Source organism: Streptomyces sp. NPDC002680 (assembly GCF_042889145.1).
Classification (GTDB): domain Bacteria; phylum Actinomycetota; class Actinomycetes; order Streptomycetales; family Streptomycetaceae; genus Streptomyces; species Streptomyces adonidis.
This window is the reverse complement of the sequence record NZ_JBIAQP010000010.1, coordinates 1-18580: the sequence shown is the minus strand read 5'-3', so window position 1 is coordinate 18580 and position 18580 is coordinate 1. Positions and strand designations below refer to the sequence as shown.

At 71.4% G+C, this 18580-nt stretch carries 14 protein-coding genes; 12 read left to right on the top strand and 2 right to left on the bottom strand.

What is annotated here, in order from left to right; translation table 11 throughout:
- Positions 1–19: 19 nt before the first annotated feature.
- Entirely contained in the window at positions 20–3685 is a 3666-nt protein-coding gene (locus ACFYXF_RS25745; RefSeq protein WP_389352711.1) for a glycosyltransferase, read from the top strand.
- Positions 3682–5166: a DUF5719 family protein gene (locus ACFYXF_RS25740; protein WP_389352710.1), complete on the top strand. Its 1485-nt coding sequence runs from the start codon at positions 3682–3684 to the stop codon at positions 5164–5166. The genes ACFYXF_RS25745 and ACFYXF_RS25740 overlap by 4 nt, the downstream gene beginning before the upstream one ends.
- Before the next feature lie 13 nt (positions 5167–5179).
- On the opposite strand, the gene ACFYXF_RS25735 is transcribed toward ACFYXF_RS25740, so the two are convergent.
- Positions 5180–5629, bottom strand: a complete 450-nt coding sequence (locus tag ACFYXF_RS25735; protein WP_389353310.1) for a metallopeptidase family protein — start codon at positions 5627–5629, stop codon at positions 5180–5182.
- Between the two features lie 281 nt (positions 5630–5910).
- Between ACFYXF_RS25735 and ACFYXF_RS25730 the strand changes: the two genes are divergently transcribed.
- The 9 genes from ACFYXF_RS25730 to ACFYXF_RS25690 all read left to right on the top strand — a co-directional run bounded on the left by ACFYXF_RS25730 (position 5911) and on the right by ACFYXF_RS25690 (position 16058).
- Positions 5911–6333: a DUF3499 domain-containing protein gene (locus ACFYXF_RS25730; RefSeq protein WP_235478208.1), complete on the top strand. Its 423-nt coding sequence runs from the start codon at positions 5911–5913 to the stop codon at positions 6331–6333.
- A gap of 169 nt (positions 6334–6502) precedes the next feature.
- Entirely contained in the window at positions 6503–8119 is a 1617-nt protein-coding gene (locus tag ACFYXF_RS25725) for an L-lactate permease (protein ID WP_389352708.1), read from the top strand.
- Positions 8120–8225: 106 nt separating this feature from the next.
- Entirely contained in the window at positions 8226–9599 is a 1374-nt protein-coding gene (locus ACFYXF_RS25720; RefSeq protein ID WP_389352706.1) for a phosphomannomutase/phosphoglucomutase, read from the top strand.
- 308 nt (positions 9600–9907) lie between these two features.
- Positions 9908–10078: a Trm112 family protein gene (locus ACFYXF_RS25715; RefSeq protein ID WP_007382472.1), complete on the top strand. Its 171-nt coding sequence runs from the start codon at positions 9908–9910 to the stop codon at positions 10076–10078.
- Positions 10079–10107: 29 nt separating this feature from the next.
- The gene (locus ACFYXF_RS25710) at positions 10108–11247 is read left to right on the top strand and encodes an SIS domain-containing protein (RefSeq protein WP_389352704.1); all 1140 of its coding nucleotides are present in this window, start codon (positions 10108–10110) and stop codon (positions 11245–11247) included.
- A gap of 77 nt (positions 11248–11324) precedes the next feature.
- The gene (gene manA, locus ACFYXF_RS25705) at positions 11325–12476 is read left to right on the top strand and encodes a mannose-6-phosphate isomerase, class I (protein ID WP_389352703.1); all 1152 of its coding nucleotides are present in this window, start codon (positions 11325–11327) and stop codon (positions 12474–12476) included.
- Positions 12477–12581: 105 nt separating this feature from the next.
- The gene (locus tag ACFYXF_RS25700) at positions 12582–13559 is read left to right on the top strand and encodes a cation diffusion facilitator family transporter (protein WP_389352702.1); all 978 of its coding nucleotides are present in this window, start codon (positions 12582–12584) and stop codon (positions 13557–13559) included.
- A gap of 271 nt (positions 13560–13830) precedes the next feature.
- Positions 13831–15288, top strand: a complete 1458-nt coding sequence (gene ahcY / locus ACFYXF_RS25695; RefSeq protein WP_389352700.1) for an adenosylhomocysteinase — start codon at positions 13831–13833, stop codon at positions 15286–15288.
- A gap of 152 nt (positions 15289–15440) precedes the next feature.
- Positions 15441–16058 (top strand): hypothetical protein, encoded by a 618-nt coding sequence (locus ACFYXF_RS25690; protein WP_389352699.1) that lies wholly within the window; start codon positions 15441–15443, stop codon positions 16056–16058.
- Here the strand turns inward: ACFYXF_RS25690 and ACFYXF_RS25685 are convergent.
- Positions 16055–17005: an RDD family protein gene (locus ACFYXF_RS25685; protein WP_389352697.1), complete on the bottom strand. Its 951-nt coding sequence runs from the start codon at positions 17003–17005 to the stop codon at positions 16055–16057. The two genes, ACFYXF_RS25690 and ACFYXF_RS25685, sit on opposite strands and share 4 nt — an antisense overlap.
- Positions 17006–17135: 130 nt before the next feature.
- Here ACFYXF_RS25685 and ACFYXF_RS25680 point away from each other — a divergent pair, with 130 nt between their 5' ends.
- Positions 17136–18143, top strand: coding sequence for a stage II sporulation protein M (locus ACFYXF_RS25680; RefSeq protein WP_389352695.1), 1008 nt, complete (start codon positions 17136–17138; stop codon positions 18141–18143).
- Positions 18144–18580 lie beyond the last annotated feature (437 nt).

The window sequence follows — 18580 nt, the reverse complement described above, 5'->3', positions numbered from 1 at the left end:
AACCGGGGCCCGTACCTCGATGTCCGCGCACAGCCACACGGCAGCCGACTACGGCACTGCCACCACGCCCGAGTTCCCGCGTCACGTGGTGACCGCGGTGCTGGTCTCCCACGACGGCGCCCGCTGGCTGCCCGACGCGCTCGCCGGGCTGCTCGGCCAGGAGCGCCCGGTGCAGAACGTCATGGCGGCCGACACCGGCAGCGCGGACGACTCCGCCCAGCTGGTCACCGACGCCCTCGGCGCCGACCGCGTCCTGCACCTCGCCCGCCGCACCGGCTTCGGCCAGGCCGTCGAGGAGGCCAACCGCACCGCGCCCGTCCTCACCCCGGACGAGCTGACGTACCTGAAGCGCCCCAGCGGCTGGGACCCCGTCACCCGCAGCTGGCGCGACGACGCGTACGACATGCCGGAGCTGCCCCACGGGGAGCCGGTCCAATGGCTCTGGCTGCTGCACGACGACTGCGCCCCGGACCCGGACGCCCTCGCCCAGATGCTGCGCGTCGTCGAGACCGAACACGAACTGGGCCGGGCCGACGACATCGCGGTCGTCGGCCCCAAGCTGCGCGGCTGGTACGACCGCAGACAGCTCCTCGAAGTCGGCGTCACCATCGCCAACTCCGGCCGCCGCTGGACCGGCCTGGACCGCCGCGAGCAGGACCAGGGCCAGCACGACCACGTCCGCCCGGTGCTGTCCGTGTCCACCGCGGGCATGCTCGTACGCCGCGACGTCTTCGAGGAACTCGGCGGCTTCGACCGCCGGCTGCCCCTGATGCGCGACGACGTCGACCTGTGCTGGCGCGCCACCACCGCCGGCCACCGGGTCCTCGTCGCCCCCGAGGCGGTCGTCCGGCACGCCGAGGCGTCCTCCCGGGAGCGCCGCACCGTCGACTGCGTGGGCCGCACCTCCGCGTCCCCGCACAAGGTCGACAAGGCCGGCGCGGTCTACACCCTGCTCGTCAACAGCCGTACGGCACAGCTGCCCTGGGTGCTGCTGCGCGTGGTCCTCGGCACCCTGCTGCGCACGGTGGCCTATCTGGTCGGCAAGGCCCCCGGACAGGCCGTCGACGAGATCCGCGGCCTCCTGGGCACCCTGCTGCGGCCCGAGCGGATCATCGCCGGGCGCCGGGGCAGAGGCGCTCCCCAGATCGACAAGGGCGAGCTGCGGGCCCTGTTCCCGCCGCCCGGCGCGACCGTGCGGGCCACCATCGAACAGGCCGCCGGTGAACTCGTCGGACGCTCCGACCCCGAGGTCACCTCCGGGGCCGGCCGGCACGGCGGCGCCGTCGAGTCCGGGCCCGGTGGGGACGACGCCGACTTCCTGGAGGTCGAGCAGTTCGTCCGGCTCAAGCGCATCGCCCGCAAGCCCGGCCCGGTGCTCTTCCTCGTTCTCCTGTTCGTCTCGCTCGTCGCCTGCCGTGAACTGCTCGGTGGCGGCGCCCTCGTGGGCGGCGCGCTGCTGCCCGCCCCGGCCGACTCCGCCGAACTCTGGGCGCGCTATCTGGACGCCTGGCATCCGGTGGGCGTGGGCGACACCTCGTCGGCGCCGCCCTATCTGGCGCTCGTCGCGATGCTCGCCTCCACGCTGTTCGGCTCGACGGGCCTCGCGGTGACCGTTCTGCTGGTCGCCTCGGTGCCGCTGGCCGGCTTCACCGCGTACTTCGCCTCCCGTCCGCTCGTCGAATCGCGCCTCCTGCGCGCGTGGGCGGCCGTCGTCTACGCCTTCCTGCCCGCCGCCACCGGCGCCCTCGCGGGCGGCCGGCTCGGCACCGCCGTACTCGCCGTACTCCTCCCGCTGGCGGCCCGCGCGGGCATCGCGGCAAGCGGGCTCGCGCACACCTCGGGAGCGCGCGGCAGCTGGCGCGCCACCTGGGCGTACACGCTGCTGCTGACGGTCACCACCGCCTTCACGCCGATCGTGTGGCCCATCGCCCTGCTGCTCGGCGTCGCGCTCCTCGTCGTACGACGAGGCGAGATCACCGCCTACGGCCTCCGCTTCCTGGCCCAGCTCGGCGTCCCGATGCTGGTCCTCGCGCCCTGGTCGCTGTCCCTGCTCCCGTTCGGCTTCTTCCAGGAAGCCGGCCTGGAGTACGGCTCCGGCACCGCCGGCGCCCTCGACCTGCTCGGCGCCAGCCCGGGCGGCCCCGGCACGGTCAGCGGACTGATGCTCATCGGCGTCGTACTCGCGGCGCTGGCCGCCCTGCTGCGCACCGAGCGCCAGTTCGGCATCTGGACCGCCTGGGCGGTCGCCCTGGTGGGGCTCGTCTTCGCGGTCCTGTCGAACAGCTCGGCGTGGGCCGGACCCGCCACCCTCGTCTACGGCCTCGCCCTGCTGGCCGCCGCCACGCTCGGCGCCGACGGGGCACGCTCGCGCGTGGCCGAGCAGAGCTTCGGCTGGCGCCAGCCGGTCGCCGCGCTGATCGCGTTCGCCGCCGCCGCGGGCCCGCTGCTGCTCGCCGCGGGCTGGATGATCCGCGGCGCCGACGGCCCCCTGGAACGGCGCGACCCCGTCCAGGTGCCGGCCTTCGTCGCCGAGGAGAGCGGCACCCGCGACCAGGCCCGCACCCTGGTCCTGGCCAGCGACTCCGCCGCCCGCGTCGGCTACACCCTCGTCCGGGGCTCCGGCGCCCGGCTCGGCGACGGTGAACTCGCCGCCGAGAGCGGTGAGAACGCGCTCCTCGACAAGGTCGTCGCCAACCTCGTCGCGGGCTCCGGCGCAGACCAGGCCGACGAACTCGGCGGCTTCGCCGTGCGCTATGTCCTGGTCCACCGGGGCACGCCCCGCCAGGTCAGCCGCATCCTGGACGCCACACCCGGCCTGAGCAGACTCAGCCAGCAGGAGAGCGGCGCGCTGTGGCGCGTCGACTCGGAGGTCTCGCGCGCCGCCATCGTCCCGGCGTCCGGCTCCGGCGACCCGCAGCCCGTCGCCGCCGGACCCGTGGAGATCCACACCACGATCCCGGCCGGCTCGGGCAGCCGTGTCCTGCGCCTCGCCGACTCCGTCGACGAGGCCTGGACGGCCACCCTGGACGGCAAGCCGCTGACCCCCACCACCCTCGACGGCTGGGCCCAGGGCTTCGAACTTCCCTCCTCCGGAGGGAAGCTGGACGTCACCTTCGACACCCCGATCGGGCACACCGCCTGGCTGTGGACGCAGGGCTCGCTCGCCGTCGTCCTCGTCGTCATGGCCCTGCCGGGCCGGCGCCGGGACGTCGACGACGACCTGCCCGAGGAGGAGCGCGAGATCCCCGCCCAGGCCGCCACCGGCGAGGGCCGCCGCGCCCGCCGCCTGCGCGCCCAGGCGGAGGCAGAGGCCGAACAGGCCGACGACCAGGCCGAGTTCCCGACGGACATCCCCCCTCCCGCGGAGGAGGTCCCGGCCGCGATCCCGCAGCAGCAGCCGTACGGCGACGAATGGAACACCGCGGCCTACGCGGGCACCCAGTACGACGGCTACAACGCCGACCAGTACCAGAACGCCCAGCATTACCCGCCGGGCACCTACGACCCCGCCTACCAGGGGGACCCGTACCAGAACGGCCAGTACGACCCGTACGCGTACGGTGCCTCGCCCCAGACGACGGCCTACGACCAGACGTACAACCAGGGCTACGACCCCGCGTACGACCCGGCGCAGCCACACCAGCCCCACCCGCAGGGTGAGCGCCCCGACGGGAGCCAGCAGTGAACCGCACCACCATCTCCCTGATCGCCGGCACGACCGCGCTCGCCGCCGTCACCGGGTTCGCCTCGCTCAGCACACCGGAGGCGGCCGACGCGGGCACGGCCAAGGCGGCCGCTCAGCTGCCCGTGGAGCGCACGAGCCTGCTCTGCCCGGCTCCCAGCACCTCCGACCTCGCGGACACGACGTACACGTCCTTCACGCCCGTCACAGAGGGCACCGGGAGCGACGGCAAGGCCGAACTGGCCGCCACCACCGAGTCGGCCACCGGCGCGAAGGGCAAGCCGAAGGCCGTCAAGCCCGTCCTCACCCCCAAGGAGCCCGGCAAGCCGGTCACCGGGGACACCTCGGGCGGTGACACGCCCGCGTTCGTCGGCACCGCCGAGGGCAGGTTCGCGCCGGGCTGGGCCGTGCAGGAGACCACCGAGGTCGCCGCGGGCACCGGACGCGGTCTGCTGGGCATCAACTGCACCGTCCCGGACACCGAGTTCTGGTTCCCGGGCGCCAGCACCGCCGCCGGCCGCACGGACTACGTGCACCTGACCAACCCGGACGACTCCGCGGCGGTCGTCGACATCGAGCTGTACGGCAAGGATGGCAGCATCAAGTCCGACGTCGGCGAGGGCATCACGGTCCCGCCGAACGGCAGCGAGCCGATCCTGCTGTCGACGCTCACCGACGCACCGCAGGCCGACCTCACCGTGCACGTGAGCGTGCGCAGCGGCCGGGTCGGCGCGGCCGTCCAGGCCCTGGACGCCAAGACCGGCGGCGACTGGCTGACCGCGTCCACCGAACCGGCGGGCAGCCTGGTCCTGCCCGGCATCCCCAAGGACGCCACCTCGGTGCGCCTGATCGCCTTCACGCCCAGCGAGAGCGACGCCGACCTGAAGGTGCGCCTCGCCTCCCCGAACGGCCTGATCACCCCGGCCGGCAACGAGACGCTGCACATCAAGGCGGGCATGACCGCCGCCGTCGACCTCGGCGACGTCACACGCGGGGAGGCGGGCTCCCTGGTGCTCACCCCGACCGACACGTCGGTGCCGTTCGTGGCCGCCCTGAAGGTCGTACGCGGCAAGGGAGCCAACCAGGAGACCGCGTTCATCCCGGCCACGGGCCCGGTCTCCGCGCGCGCGACGGCCGCCGCCAACACCGCCAAGGGCACCACGCTCTCCCTGACCGCCCCGGGCAGCGCCGCCCAGGTCAAGGTCACGGCGTCCGCGGGCACCGAGGGCGGTACGGCGGCGACGAAGACGTACACGATCAAGGGCGGCACCACCCAGGACGTCGAACTCCCCGTCCCGGCCGGTCTGAAGGGCACGTACGCGCTGACGGTCGAGCGGGTCTCCGGTGGCGCCGTCTACGCCTCCAGGACCCTCGCGGCCCCGGCGGACGGCGTCCCGGCGTTCACGATCCAGACGCTCCCGGACGACCGGGGGACGGTGGCGGTGCCGGACGCGGAGCAGGATCTGTCGGTCCTGCAGAAGTGACCCTCCGGGGGCGTCAGTCCTCGCCGTATCGGGGGTCCACGGTGTCCGGGGTGAGCCCCAGCAGTTCGGCGACCTGCTCGACGACGACCTCGTGGACCAGGGCCGCGCGTTCGTCGCGGCCCTTGGTGCGGATCTCGACCGGGCGGCGATAGACCACCACGCGCGCGGGGTGACCCTCCCGGGCGGGAATCGTGCCCCCCAGGGGGACCGTCTCGTCGGCCCACGCCTCGGGCGGACCTTCGAGCCTCGGCACTTCGAGGACGATGAAGTCGATGTCCGCGAGCTGCGGCCAGCGCCGTTCCAGCCGCTCCACGGAGTCCTGCACCAGATCCGCGAACGCCTCGGCACGGCTCGCGGAGAGCGGAACCTGCGGCGGCGCCACGGGGCCGCGCATGCCACGGCCGTGGCGATCACGGCGGCGGGGGCCGGGGCCTGCGGCGCGGGGCGGTACGGGGTTGTCCATCACTGACGAAGAGTAGTCCCCGCGACCCCCGCGCGGGTGCCGGGCACGCTGCGCCTGCCTGCGACCCAGAATGATCATTCCGGCCAAGGTTGGGCTTGATTTCGTATCCCTCTTCGATCGTCTGGAGCGTCGACCTCATGCCAATTGACATGGTTTGCGACAAGTAATGATCGGGGTCGGGGTTGTTCGGTATTTCGTAACCAGATGTCGTCCCAGGTCAACGAGTTGTCCAAGAAGACCCGTGTGGGCGGTTTCACAGCACGACACGGGGGAGTGACCTGGTGGGGAGTCGTCGCGGCCCGCTCAAGAGTGCGGTACCGTCCAACGTCGTGAGCCCTGTACGTCGCTGTTCGCGCACCGCTTGCGGCCGTCCCGCCGTCGCGACGCTGACGTACGTCTACGCCGACTCGACCGCGGTCCTCGGCCCTCTCGCGACCTACGCCGAACCCCACTGCTACGACCTCTGCGCCGAGCACTCCGAGCGCCTCACCGCGCCGCGCGGCTGGGAGGTCGTCCGGCTGCTCGACTCCTCTGCTCCCGCACGCCCCAGCGGAGACGATCTGGAGGCGCTCGCCAACGCGGTCCGCGAGGCGGCCCGTCCGCAGGACCGGGCGGCCGGGGCCGGCGGCGCGCGTACGGCGGACCCGCGCGAGGTCGCACCACGCCGCGGGCACCTGAGGGTGCTGCGCTCGCCCGACAACTGAGCGCGCGCACAAGGCTCTTCGGGTCGCCACGCCCTCCGCACTCCCGTGATTCCCGTACGGCGATTTCATTGAGTGGTGCACGCGCATTGACGTGAGGTTGTCGCGGACACGACCATTCCGTCACCCGTGAGAAATCGTTTTCCGCATCGCGGAATCCGGGGAGGCGCCCGTGTACGTCCAGGAACTGGAACCCGTCGCCGGCTCGCTCGGCCTGTCCGCTCTCGTCGCGACCCTGCCCCTCGTCATCGTCCTCGTCCTGCTCGGCGGTGTGCGCATGAAAGCGCACCGCGCGGGCCTGATCGGCCTTCTGGCCGCCGCTCTGGTCGCCTGCCTCGCGTACGGCATGCCGGTGGACCAGACGCTCGCCGGCGCCGCGCAGGGGGCCGTGTTCGGTCTCTTCCCCATCCTGTGGATCGTCGTCAACGCCCTGTGGGTGTACCGGATGACCGTCCGCACCCGGCACTTCGACATCCTGCGCCGCTCCTTCGGGCGGCTGTCCGACGATCCGCGCATCCAGGCACTCGTCGTCGCCTTCTGCTTCGGCGCCCTCCTGGAGGCGCTCGCCGGCTTCGGCGCACCCGTCGCGATCTGCTCGGTCATGCTCGTCGCACTCGGCTTCGACCCGGTGCGCGCGGCGGTCGTCGCGCTCGTCGCCAACACGGCGCCCGTCGCCTTCGGCGCGATGGGCACACCGGTGGTGACACTCGCTCAAGTCACCGGCCTGCCACTGGACTCGGTGGCCTCGGTGGTCGGCCGCCAGACCCCGCTCCTCGCCCTCGTCGTCCCCCTCGTGCTCGTCTGGCTCGTCGACGGCCGACGCGGCCTGCGCGAGACCTGGGCGCCCGCCCTGGCCTGCGGATTCGCCTTCGCCGTCGCCCAGTTCGCCGCCTCCAACTACGTCTCCGCGCAACTCGCCGACATCGGCGCCGCGTTGGCGGGCGCGGGCGCCCTGATGGCCGTACCGGACGCGCGCAGGCCGGCCGCCGAACCCGTACGCGTCGCCGTGCTCACCGGCGTCCGCAGCGAGGACCTCGACGAGGAGGACCCGCGCCCCGAAGTCCTGCGCGCCTACGCCCCGTACGCCCTGATCGTCGCGATCTTCTCCGTCGCGCAGATCCCCGCCGTCAAGGACTGGCTGGCCGGGGCGACCCGGACGTACGACTGGCCCTTCCTGAACGTCGTGAACCCCGACGGGAAGGCGGTCGGCGGCAACGTCTACACCTGGCCGATCGTCTCGACCGGCGGCACGCTCGTGCTGCTCGCCGGGGTGTGCACGGCGGCCGTGATCGGGGTCCACGCGCGCGTGGCGGTCAAGGAATGGGCGGCGACCGTCCACGAACTGCGGTTCGCGATCCTCACCGTGACGTCCGTACTGGCCCTCGCCTACGTCATGAACCTCTCCGGACAGGCCGCCACCATCGGTCACTTCGTGGCGGCGGCGGGCGCCGGGCTGGCCTTCCTGTCGCCGGTACTGGGGTGGTTCGGCGTCGCCGTCTCGGGCTCGGACACCTCCGCGAACGCGCTCTTCGGCGCCCTCCAGGTGACCGCGGCACGGGAGTCCGGGCTGTCCCCGGAACTGCTCGCCGCCGCGAACAGCTCGGGCGGTGTCCTGGGGAAGATGATCTCCCCGCAGAACCTGACCATCGCGTGCGCAGCCGTCGGCCTCGCAGGCCGGGAGGGGGACCTGCTGCGAAAGGTGCTGCCCTGGAGCCTGGGGCTGCTGCTGGTGATGTGCCTGATCGTGGTGGGGCAGAGCACGGCGGTGCTGGGCTGGATGCTGCCGTGAGGACGAGAACGCGGGGCGGGCGCGTGACCAGGGGCTTCCGGTCGGACGGGCTGTCAGTGGGGGCGAGTAGTTTGGGGTGACCGATGGACGTTCAGGAAGGTTGGCCGTGTCTGCAGATCTGTCGCAGCTCGTGAAGGCGTACGACGTACGTGGTGTGGTCCCGGACCAGTGGGACGAGCCGCTGGCGGAACTGTTCGGCGCCGCCTTCGTCCAGGTGACCGGGGCGGACGCGATCGTGATCGGACACGACATGCGGCCCTCGTCGCCCGGCCTGTCGCGGGCCTTCGCGCGCGGGGCAGCGGCACACGGCGTCGACGTGACCGAGATCGGCCTGTGCTCCACGGACCAGCTCTACTACGCGTCCGGCGCCTTCGGCCTGCCCGGCGCCATGTTCACCGCCTCGCACAACCCGGCCCAGTACAACGGCATCAAGATGTGCCGGGCGGGCGCGGCACCGGTCGGCCAGGACACGGGCCTGACCGAGATCCGCGAGCTGGCCGAGACCTGGCTGGACGAGGGCGCACCGGAGCCGGAGGCAGCGCCCGTGACTCCGGGAACGATCACACAGCGCGACACGTTGGAGGACTACGCGGCGCACCTCCTCTCGCTCGTCGACCTGACGTCCATCCGCCCCCTGAAGGTCGTGGTCGACGCGGGCAACGGCATGGGCGGCCACACCGTCCCGACGGTCTTCGCCGGCCTGCCCCTGACCGTCGTCCCCATGTACTTCGAGCTGGACGGCACCTTCCCGAACCACGAGGCCAACCCGCTCGACCCGGCCAACATCGTGGACCTCCAGAAGCGGGTCCGCGAGGAGAACGCCGACCTCGGCATCGCCTTCGACGGCGACGCGGACCGCTGTTTCGTCGTCGACGAGAACGGCGACCCGGTCTCTCCGTCGGCGATCACGGCCCTCGTGGCCTCCCGCGAGCTGGCCCGCAACGGCGGCTCCGGGACGGTCATCCACAACCTGATCACCTCCTGGTCGGTCCCGGAGGTCGTCCGCGAACAGGGCGGCACACCGGTACGCACGCGCGTGGGCCACTCCTTCATCAAGGCGGAGATGGCCCGCACGGGCGCGATCTTCGGCGGCGAGCACTCCGCCCACTACTACTTCAAGGACTTCTGGAACGCCGACACGGGCATGCTGGCCGCCCTCCACGTCCTAGCCACCCTCGGCGGTCAGGACGGCCCCCTGTCGGCCCTGGTCGCCCAGTACGACCGCTACGCGGGCTCCGGCGAGATCAACTCCACGGTGACCGACCAGACGGCCCGCCTGGCCGCGATCAGGACGGCGTACGAGGGCCAGGAGGGCGTGGCCCTGGACGACCTGGACGGCCTGACGGTCACGGCGACGGACTGGTGGTTCAACGTCCGCCCGTCCAACACGGAGCCGCTGCTGCGCCTGAACGCGGAGGCGAGGGACGGGGCGACGATGGAAAAGATCCGGGACGAGGTCCTTGAGATCATCCGAGCCTGACCCTCACGAACTCCTTTCTTCGCCCCCTCCGCCCCTACCCGTTCCCATCCCTGGGGGCTGCCGCCCCCAGACCCCCGCTGTCGGCCCTGAAGGGGCCTCGTCCTCAAACGCCGGACGGGCTGGGTATCTCAGCCCGTCCGGCGTTTGAGGACAAAGGGGGTTCGGGGGCGGAGCCCCCGAGGATGGGACGGGTAGGGGCGGCGGGGGCGAAAACCCCAACCACCCGCACCCCACCCACGCCCCGCCACCCCGCCCCCACGGCGGTACCCTGACCAGGCCACATCACCGCACCCCCGAAGGGACACCACATGCCGCTCGAAGCCGGCCTCCTGGAGATCCTCGCCTGCCCGGCCTGCCACGCTCCCCTCAAGGAGCAGGACACCGAGCTGATCTGCACAGGCCAGGACTGCGGCCTGGCGTACCCCGTCCGGGATGGCATCCCCGTACTGCTCGTCGACGAGGCCCGACGCCCCGCGTAACCCCGCCCCGGCGATCGGAGGTGCCACCCATGCTCGACGAATCGCTGCTCGACGCCCCCGAGGCGTTGGCGGAAGCAGACCGCCGCGGCCTCCTCCGCGGAGCCGCCGAAGCAGGCGCCCGCGTCCGCACAGCCGCCCGCCACGCGGCCGAGGCAGGCGTCAACGACCTGAAACCGGACGGCCGCCCCCGCGCCGTCCTGATCGCGGGCCCGGGCGCCGCCGCGACCTGCGTCGCCGACCTCCTCGGCACCCTCGCCGGCGCGACCACCCCTGTCGCCCGCCTGGCCCCCACCGGCGTCGCCCCCGCGGCAGGCGCCCTGCGCTGGGAGCTGCCGGGCTGGGCCGGCTCCGTGGACCTGCTCCTGATCGCCACCCCCGACGGCACCGAACCGGGCCTGTCCCTGCTCGCCGAGCACGCGTACCGCCGCGGCTGCACGGTCGTCGCCGTGGCGCCCGTCGGCACCCCGCTCTCCGAGACCGTGCAGGGCGCGGCCCACGGCCTCTTCGTACGGATGGCGACCGCCCCGTACGAGCAGGAGGAGGCGGACCAGCCGCTCGCCGCATCCGCCCCCGGCGTCCTGTGGGCACTGCTCACCCCGCTGCTCGCCCTCCTCGACCGCACCGGCCTGCTCACCGCCCCGCCGGACGCCCTGGAGAAGGTCGCCGACCGCCTCGACCACATCGCCGAACGGTGCGGCCCGGCCATCGCGACGTACAGCAATCCGGCCAAGACCCTCGCCGCCGAACTCGCGGACACGCTCCCGGTGATCTGGACCGAGGGCACGTCGGCCGGGCCCGCGGGCCGCCGTTTCGCCGCCGCCCTCGCCGAGCTGGCCGGCCGCCCCGCGCTCGCCGCCGAACTCCCCGAGGCGCTCGCCGCGCACGGCGCCCTGCTCGCGAGCCGACTCGCCGCCGGCGCCGACCCCGACGACTTCTTCCGCGACCGCGTGAACGAGGCACCCGCCCTGCACGCGCGCGTGGTGCTCCTCCGCGACCGCCCGACCGGTGGCCTCAGCGCTGCCCCCGCCGCCCGTGAACTCGCCCTCGGCCACGACACGGCGATCAGCGAACTCGAACCGGAGGACGGCGCCGAACTGGAGACCCTGGCCGAACTGATCGCCACCACGGACTTCGCGGCGGTGTACCTCGCGCTGACGGCAGGAACCTGACAGCCAGGACCGCCAAACCAGCCCCAGAACCAGCCCACCCCCTTCCTCACCTGCCTCCCGCACGCAGAAAGACCGCCATGGACCGCCTCGACAACACCATCCGCCCCTACGCCTGGGGTTCCACCACCGCCATCCCGGCGCTCCTCGGCACCGAGCCGACCGGCGAACCGCAGGCGGAGATGTGGATGGGCGCCCACCCCGGCGCCCCCTCGCGCACCGGACGCGGCACACTCGTCGAGGTCATCGACGCGGACCCGCAGGGCGAACTCGGCGCGGCGGCCGTCGCCAAGTTCGGCCCCCGCCTGCCCTTCCTCCTCAAGATCCTCGCGGCCGGCGCCCCCCTCTCCCTCCAGGTGCACCCCAACCTCGCCCAGGCGAAGGAGGGTTACGAGGACGAGGAACGCCGCGGAATCCCGGTCGACGCCGGACACCGCAACTACAAGGACGCGAACCACAAGCCGGAACTGATCTGCGCCCTCACCGAGTTCGACGGCCTGTGCGGCTTCCGCGACCCCTCGCAGGTCGCCGACCTCCTCGCCGCCCTGGACGTCGACTCCCTCAAGCCGTACGTCGACCTGCTGCGCGCCCACCCCGAGGAGGCGGCGCTGCGCGAGGTCCTGACGGCCGTACTCGGCGCCGACCGCGAGGACATGGCCCGCACGGTCACCGAGGCCGCGACCGCCTGCGCCCGCCTCGGCGGCGACTACGCGCCCTACGCGGACATCGCCCACCACTACCCCGGCGACCCGGGCGTCATCGCCGCGATGCTCCTCAACCACGTCCGACTCCAGCCCGGCGAGGCCCTGTTCCTCGGCGCAGGCATCCCGCACGCCTACCTCAACGGCCTCGGCGTCGAGATCATGGCCAACTCCGACAACGTCCTGCGCTGCGGCCTGACCCCCAAGCACGTCGACGTCCCCGAACTCCTGCGCGTCGTCCGCTTCGAGGCGAGCGACCCCGGCGTACTGCGCCCGGAGGCGTCCCCCGACGGCGAAGAGGTCTACGACACCCCCATCGACGAGTTCCGCCTCTCCCGGTACGTCCTCCCGGAGAGCACCCCCGCCCGCGACCTCACCCTCCCGACCCCCCAGATCCTGCTCTGCACGGCAGGCTCGGTCCGTATCGGGGACATCGAACTCGCCCCCGGCCAGTCGGTCTTCGTACCGGCGAGCGACAAGGCCGAACTGTCCGGCCCCGGCACGGTGTTCCGGGCGACGGTCGTCGTCTGACACCACCAGCCGCGTCGTTGTCGGAGGGGGCTGCAACAATGACCCACCGGCAAAGGGCGGGCAAAGCCCGGGACAGCGTACGTACTGAAGGGACAACGCGAACACATGAGCGCGTCAGGCGGCACCAAGGCGATCGTGGCGGCACTCGGCGCCAACCTCGCGATCGCGGCAGCGAAGTTCGTGGCGTTCCTCTTCAGCGGTTCGTCGTCGATGCTCGCCGAGTCCGTGCACTCGCTCGCCGACTCCGGCAACCAGGGCCTGCTCCTCCTCGGCGGCAAGAAGGCCCAGCGGGAGGCGACCCCGCAACACCCCTTCGGCTACGGCCGCGAGCGGTACATCTACGCCTTTCTCGTCTCCATCGTGCTCTTCTCGGTCGGCGGCATGTTCGCGATCTACGAGGGCTACGAGAAGATCAAACACCCGCACGAGATCGAGCACTGGTACTGGCCGGTGGGCGTCCTCGTCTTCGCGATCATCGCCGAGAGCTTCTCCTTCCGTACGGCCATCAACGAGTCCAACCCGCTGCGCGGCGGCCAGTCCTGGAAGGAATTCATCCGCCACGCCAAGGCCCCCGAACTGCCCGTCGTCCTCCTGGAAGACCTCGGCGCGCTCGTCGGCCTGATCCTGGCCCTCGGCGGCGTCGGCCTCGCCCTCGCCACCGATGACGGCGTCTGGGACGGCATCGGCACCCTCTGCATCGGCATCCTGCTCATCCTGATCGCGCTGGTCCTCGCCGTCGAGACCAAGTCCCTGCTGCTGGGCGAGGCCGCGGGTACGGAAGCGGTCGTGGCGATCGAGAAGGCGATCGTCGACGGCGAAACCGTCACCGGCATCATCCACATGCGCACGCTCCACCTCGGCCCCGAGGAACTCCTGGTCGCCGCCAAGATCGCCGTCCAGCACGACGACACCGCCGCCGAGGTGGCCACCGCGATCAACGCCGCCGAGTCCCGTATCCGCGCCGCCGTCCCGATCGCCCGCGTCATCTACCTGGAACCGGACATCTACAGCGAGACGGAAGCCGCCAAGGGCGCCGACCGCGAGGCGACTCCGGGCGGCCCGGCAGGGCCCGCCGCCCACTGAGTTCCCTTCCCTTCAGGCTTGATCTGTCCTGATGTGTTCGCAGGCGGACTGGGGACGGCCGGGCCTACAGGTGTAGCTTGGGACGGAGCCAGACGTCGCTGCTGATGGCGGTCGGTCGGTCCCCTCGCGGACCGGCCGAGGGAGAGAGGGCCTCCGACGGACTGCGCTGCGCGTACTCGGGCATGCCTGTGCCCTCTTCGGGCACCCCTGTGTCCGCTGCCGCGCAGACCAGCCGTACCCACCTCGCCCCACCCCTGAGGAGCAGCCCGTAATGACGACTGTCGACGCCCGACAGGACTTCAAGGTCGCAGACCTCTCCCTGGCCGAGTTCGGCCGCAAGGAGATCACCCTCGCCGAGCACGAGATGCCCGGCCTGATGTCCATCCGCAAGGAGTTCGCCGCCAGCCAGCCGCTGGCCGGCGCCCGCATCATGGGCTCCCTGCACATGACCGTGCAGACCGCCGTCCTGATCGAGACCCTGGTCGCCCTCGGCGCCGAGGTCCGCTGGGTCTCCTGCAACATCTTCTCCACCCAGGACCACGCGGCCGCCGCCATCGCGGTCGGCCCGAACGGTACGCCCGAGAACCCGCAGGGCATCCCGGTCTTCGCCTGGAAGGGCGAGACCCTGGAAGAGTACTGGTGGTGCACGGAGCAGGCCCTGACCTGGCCGAACACCCCCAGCGGCGGCCCCAACATGATCCTGGACGACGGCGGCGACGCCACCATGCTCGTCCACAAGGGCGTCGAGTACGAGAAGGCCGGCAAGGTCCCCTCGGCCGACACCGCCGAGTCCGACGAGCACCGCGTCGTCCTCGAACTGCTCGACCGCACCATCACCGACGGCTCGCAGAAGTGGACCCAGGTCGCCTCGGAGATCCGCGGCGTGACCGAGGAGACCACGACCGGCGTCCACCGCCTGTACGAGATGCAGCGCGACGGCGCCCTCCTGTTCCCGGCGATCAACGTCAACGACGCCGTCACCAAGTCGAAGTTCGACAACAAGTACGGCTGCCGCCACTCCCTGATCGACGGCATCAACCGCGCCACCGACGTCCTCATCGGCGGCAAGACCGCGGTCGTCTTCGGCTACGGCGACGTGGGCAAGGGCTGCGCGGAGTCCCTGCGCGGACAGGGCGCCCGCGTGATCGTCACCGAGATCGACCCGATCTGCGCGCTCCAGGCGGCCATGGACGGCTACCAGGTCGCGACCCTCGACGACGTCGTCGACAAGGCCGACATCTTCATCACCACGACCGGCAACAAGGACATCATCATGGCCAGCGACATGGCCAAGATGAAGCACCAGGCCATCGTCGGCAACATCGGCCACTTCGACAACGAGATCGACATGGCCGGCCTGGCCAAGATCCCGGGCATCGTCAAGGACGAGGTCAAGCCGCAGGTCCACACCTGGAAGTTCCCCGACGGCAAGGTCCTCATCGTGCTGTCGGAGGGCCGCCTGCTGAACCTGGGCAACGCCACCGGTCACCCGTCGTTCGTGATGTCCAACTCCTTCTCGGACCAGACCCTGGCCCAGATCGAGCTGTTCACCAAGCCCGACGAGTACCCGACCGACGTCTACGTGCTGCCCAAGCACCTCGACGAGAAGGTCGCCCGCCTCCACCTCGACGCGCTCGGCGTGAAGCTGACGACGCTCCGCCCCGAGCAGGCCGCGTACATCGGTGTCGAGGTCGAGGGCCCGTACAAGCCGGACCACTACCGCTACTGAGCCGGCACCCCCGCCGGTGGTGAGCACGTCCGTGCACTGACGCACTCACCACCAGCAGGTCCTCCGCTCCGAGACAGGCCCCCGCACCCCCGTGCCGGGGGCCTGTCCCATTGCGAGGCTCACGCAACAGCCCGAGAACACCCAGGATCCCCATGCCCCGCGGCCGTTATTCGCTCCACGATCCGCACGACCACACCCCCCTCGCAGAAGAACACTTCCACTGCGCCCCCGGTCCCTCCGGCTGGCGCTACGTCTCCCAGCTGACCGCCCCCTCGGGCGACCACACCGGCTCCGTCGACCTCGCCCTCGACGACCTGGGCCGCCCCATCCGCCTCGAACTCCACGCGTCGAGCTGGCAGATCCGCGGCGCCGCCCTGGACGGCGTCACCTGGGTCCGCACCGACCCCACCGGAACCCACGCCACCGAAGGCAACGTCCGCGCCCACGCCTTCACCGGCACATCCCCCGCGTTCCTGATCGCCACAGCCCGCCTCCTGCGCCTCACCCCTTCCGCCTCCGCGACTCGCGTACGCCTCGTGGCCCTCACGGACCCGGTCCTCGCCCCGCGCACCGTGGACCAGTCCTGGGCCTTGGTGAAGAGAGAAGCACACGCCACTGACAACGGCCCTCTGACCGTGGACGAATACCAGGTCACAGCCCTGGACACGGGCGAACAGCACGCCGTGCACATCACCGGTGACGTGGTCCTGGCGGCACCCGGCATCGAGCTGGAACACCTCGAATCCCCGCCGTCGGCGTTCCCCGACTAGGCGGGCGGCGCGAACCCACCGGAGGGGCGCTGCTCGGCAGCCGGATCCTGCGGCACGGCTTCGACGACCGGGACGGGGAGGGGTGGGGGGAGGGGGACGGCGGCGGGCGGATACGGAACCGCAACCGGCGCCTGAGGCCGCACCGGAGCCCCGAACGAACCAGGCCCACCAGGCACCCCGGGCCCACCGGCAGCCGCCCCGATCCCGAACGTCCGCCGAGCCTCCCGCACCTGCCGCTCCTGCACCACGGCCGCCAGATAGGCAGCCGGCGGAACATCGTGCGGCGCCGCAGTCCCCGTACACGCCGCCACATCCGAGGCGAGCCGCTCGGCCATGGCCCAGCCCACCTGCGGATCCAGCTGCCCCATACGCGTCAGGTACTGACGTACGGCCAGCCACAGCCCGTCAGGCACGGCCGACAGATCGAGTTCCGCGAACCGTCCGGACAACCAGGGCGGCGGGGGAGGAACGAAGGCTGTCCGACCGACGGGCACACGCTCCCGTACGACGAGCGTGCCCGCCACGACATCACCGATCCGCCGGCCCCGAGCGGAGACGAGCGAGGCGATACAGGCCACCACCCCGAACGTCATCAGAATCTCGACCACACCGACCGCACCCCGCACCAGCGCGTGCCGGAACCGGATCGGCCCGCCGTCGTCCCGCACCACCCGCAGACCGCAGGCCATCTTGCCCAGCGAACGCCCATGGCTGAGCGTCTCCGCCGCGATCGGCGCACCCACCAGCACCAGAATGAACGCGGCGATGGAGAGCGCGAACTGTGCCGCCTCGTCCAGCGAAGCCGTGGATATGACCAGAACAATGGTCACGACGGTGTAGACGAGCCCGACCGCAACCAGGTCGAGCAACACGGCCAGCGCCCTGCTGGGCAGTTTCGCGGGACGTAGTTCCAGCGTCACCGCCTCGCCCGTAACCAGCTCACTCACGCCTGCCGCCCTTCACCTGACCTGCCCCTGGAACCGCCAGTCTGCCAAGCTGAAGGGGCATCGCGCCGCAGTACGACAAGCCGACACCCACGACGCGCAGTCGACGAACAGCCGAGGAGCAGGCAAAACGATGGACCTCGACGTCTTCGTCTCCGCCCACCGCGCCGAGTGGGACCGCCTGGACGCACTGCTGCGCCGCCAGCGCCGTCTCACCGGAGCCGAGGTGGACGAACTCGTCTTCCTCTACCAACGCACGGCCACCCACCTCTCGCTGATCCAGTCGAGCGCCCCCGACCCCCAGCTGACGGGTCGGCTCAGCCAACTCGTGGCACGCGCGCGTAGTGCCGTGACAGGAACCCGCCGCGCCTCCTGGCGCGATGTCACCCGCTTCCTCACCCACGGCTTCCCCGCGGCGGTCTACCGATCACGCCATTGGTGGGCCCCCGCCGCGCTCATCTCCACGGCGGTGGCGATCCTCCTGGGCTGGTGGATAGGCACGCACCCCGAAGTGCAGTCCTCCATAGCGGCGCCCGACGAACTGCGCGAGCTCACCCGCCCCGGTGGCCAGTACGAGACGTACTACTCCAGCCATCCCGCCGCGTCCTTCGCCGCTCAGGTGTGGACGAACAACGCCCAGGCCGCCGCGATGTGCCTGGTCCTGGGAGTCTTCCTCTGTCTCCCGGTCGTCTGGATCCTCTTCCAGAACATGCTCAACGTGGGCATCGGTATCGGCCTGATGTCATCGGCCGGCCGCCTCGACACCTTCCTCGGCCTGATCCTCCCGCACGGCCTCCTGGAACTGACCGCCGTCTTCGTGGCCGCGGGCACGGGCCTGCGCCTCGGCTGGACCGTCATCGACCCGGGCCCGCGTTCCCGCCGCACGGCACTGGCCGAGGAGGGACGAGCAGCCCTGGGCATGGTGATGGGCCTGGCCCTGGTCCTCTTCGTCTCGGGCGCCATAGAAGGCTTCGTCACCCCGTCGGGCCTGCCCACATGGGCCCGCATCACGATCGGGGTCGTCGCCGAACTGGCCTTCCTCGCGTACGTCTATGTCCTCGGCGGTCGCGCGGCACGCGCCGGCGAGACGGGCGACCTCGACGCGGTCGAGCGCAGCGCCGTCGTACCCACTGCTGCCTGATGTGCGGACACACCGGCGGGGCTGCTAGTCTCCTCTTCGCCCCACAAGAGCCGTTGACGCGGAGGGAGTGGGGAGGTAGATTAGAACAGTTGCCTAGAGCCGGACAGGCTCGGTGGCGACAGTGAAAATCTATGGGTTTCTCGAGGACTTGGATTCTTGAGGACCACTTCCCGATTACCTCAGGAATGAGCGGCCGGTAAGTCCGGCCAAAAACTTCTGATAAAGTCGGACTCGCCGAAAGAGAGCCGGAAGGCAATCGAATAGGTAGAAGCCCTCCAACGGCTACTGGATCAAAATCCCAACCGGAAACGGAACGGAAAACAGTCTGGTAAGGTTGGAAACGCAAGACCGAAGGGAAACTGCCCGGAGGAAAGCCCGAGAGGGTGAGTACGAAGGAAGCGTCCGTTCCTTGAGAACTCAACAGCGTGCCAAAAATC

Coding starts and splice junctions, on each gene's coding strand:
- ACFYXF_RS25745 (WP_389352711.1), top strand. CDS start 20: ATGTCCGCGCACAGCCACACGGCAGCCGACTACGGCACTGCCACCACG.
- ACFYXF_RS25735 (WP_389353310.1), bottom strand. CDS start 5,629: ATGGACAACCCCGTACCGCCCCGCGCCGCAGGCCCCGGCCCCCGCCGC.
- ACFYXF_RS25715 (WP_007382472.1), top strand. CDS start 9,908: ATGCCGCTCGAAGCCGGCCTCCTGGAGATCCTCGCCTGCCCGGCCTGC.
- ACFYXF_RS25710 (WP_389352704.1), top strand. CDS start 10,108: ATGCTCGACGAATCGCTGCTCGACGCCCCCGAGGCGTTGGCGGAAGCA.
- manA (WP_389352703.1), top strand. CDS start 11,325: ATGGACCGCCTCGACAACACCATCCGCCCCTACGCCTGGGGTTCCACC.
- ACFYXF_RS25700 (WP_389352702.1), top strand. CDS start 12,582: ATGAGCGCGTCAGGCGGCACCAAGGCGATCGTGGCGGCACTCGGCGCC.
- ahcY (WP_389352700.1), top strand. CDS start 13,831: ATGACGACTGTCGACGCCCGACAGGACTTCAAGGTCGCAGACCTCTCC.
- ACFYXF_RS25690 (WP_389352699.1), top strand. CDS start 15,441: ATGCCCCGCGGCCGTTATTCGCTCCACGATCCGCACGACCACACCCCC.
- ACFYXF_RS25680 (WP_389352695.1), top strand. CDS start 17,136: ATGGACCTCGACGTCTTCGTCTCCGCCCACCGCGCCGAGTGGGACCGC.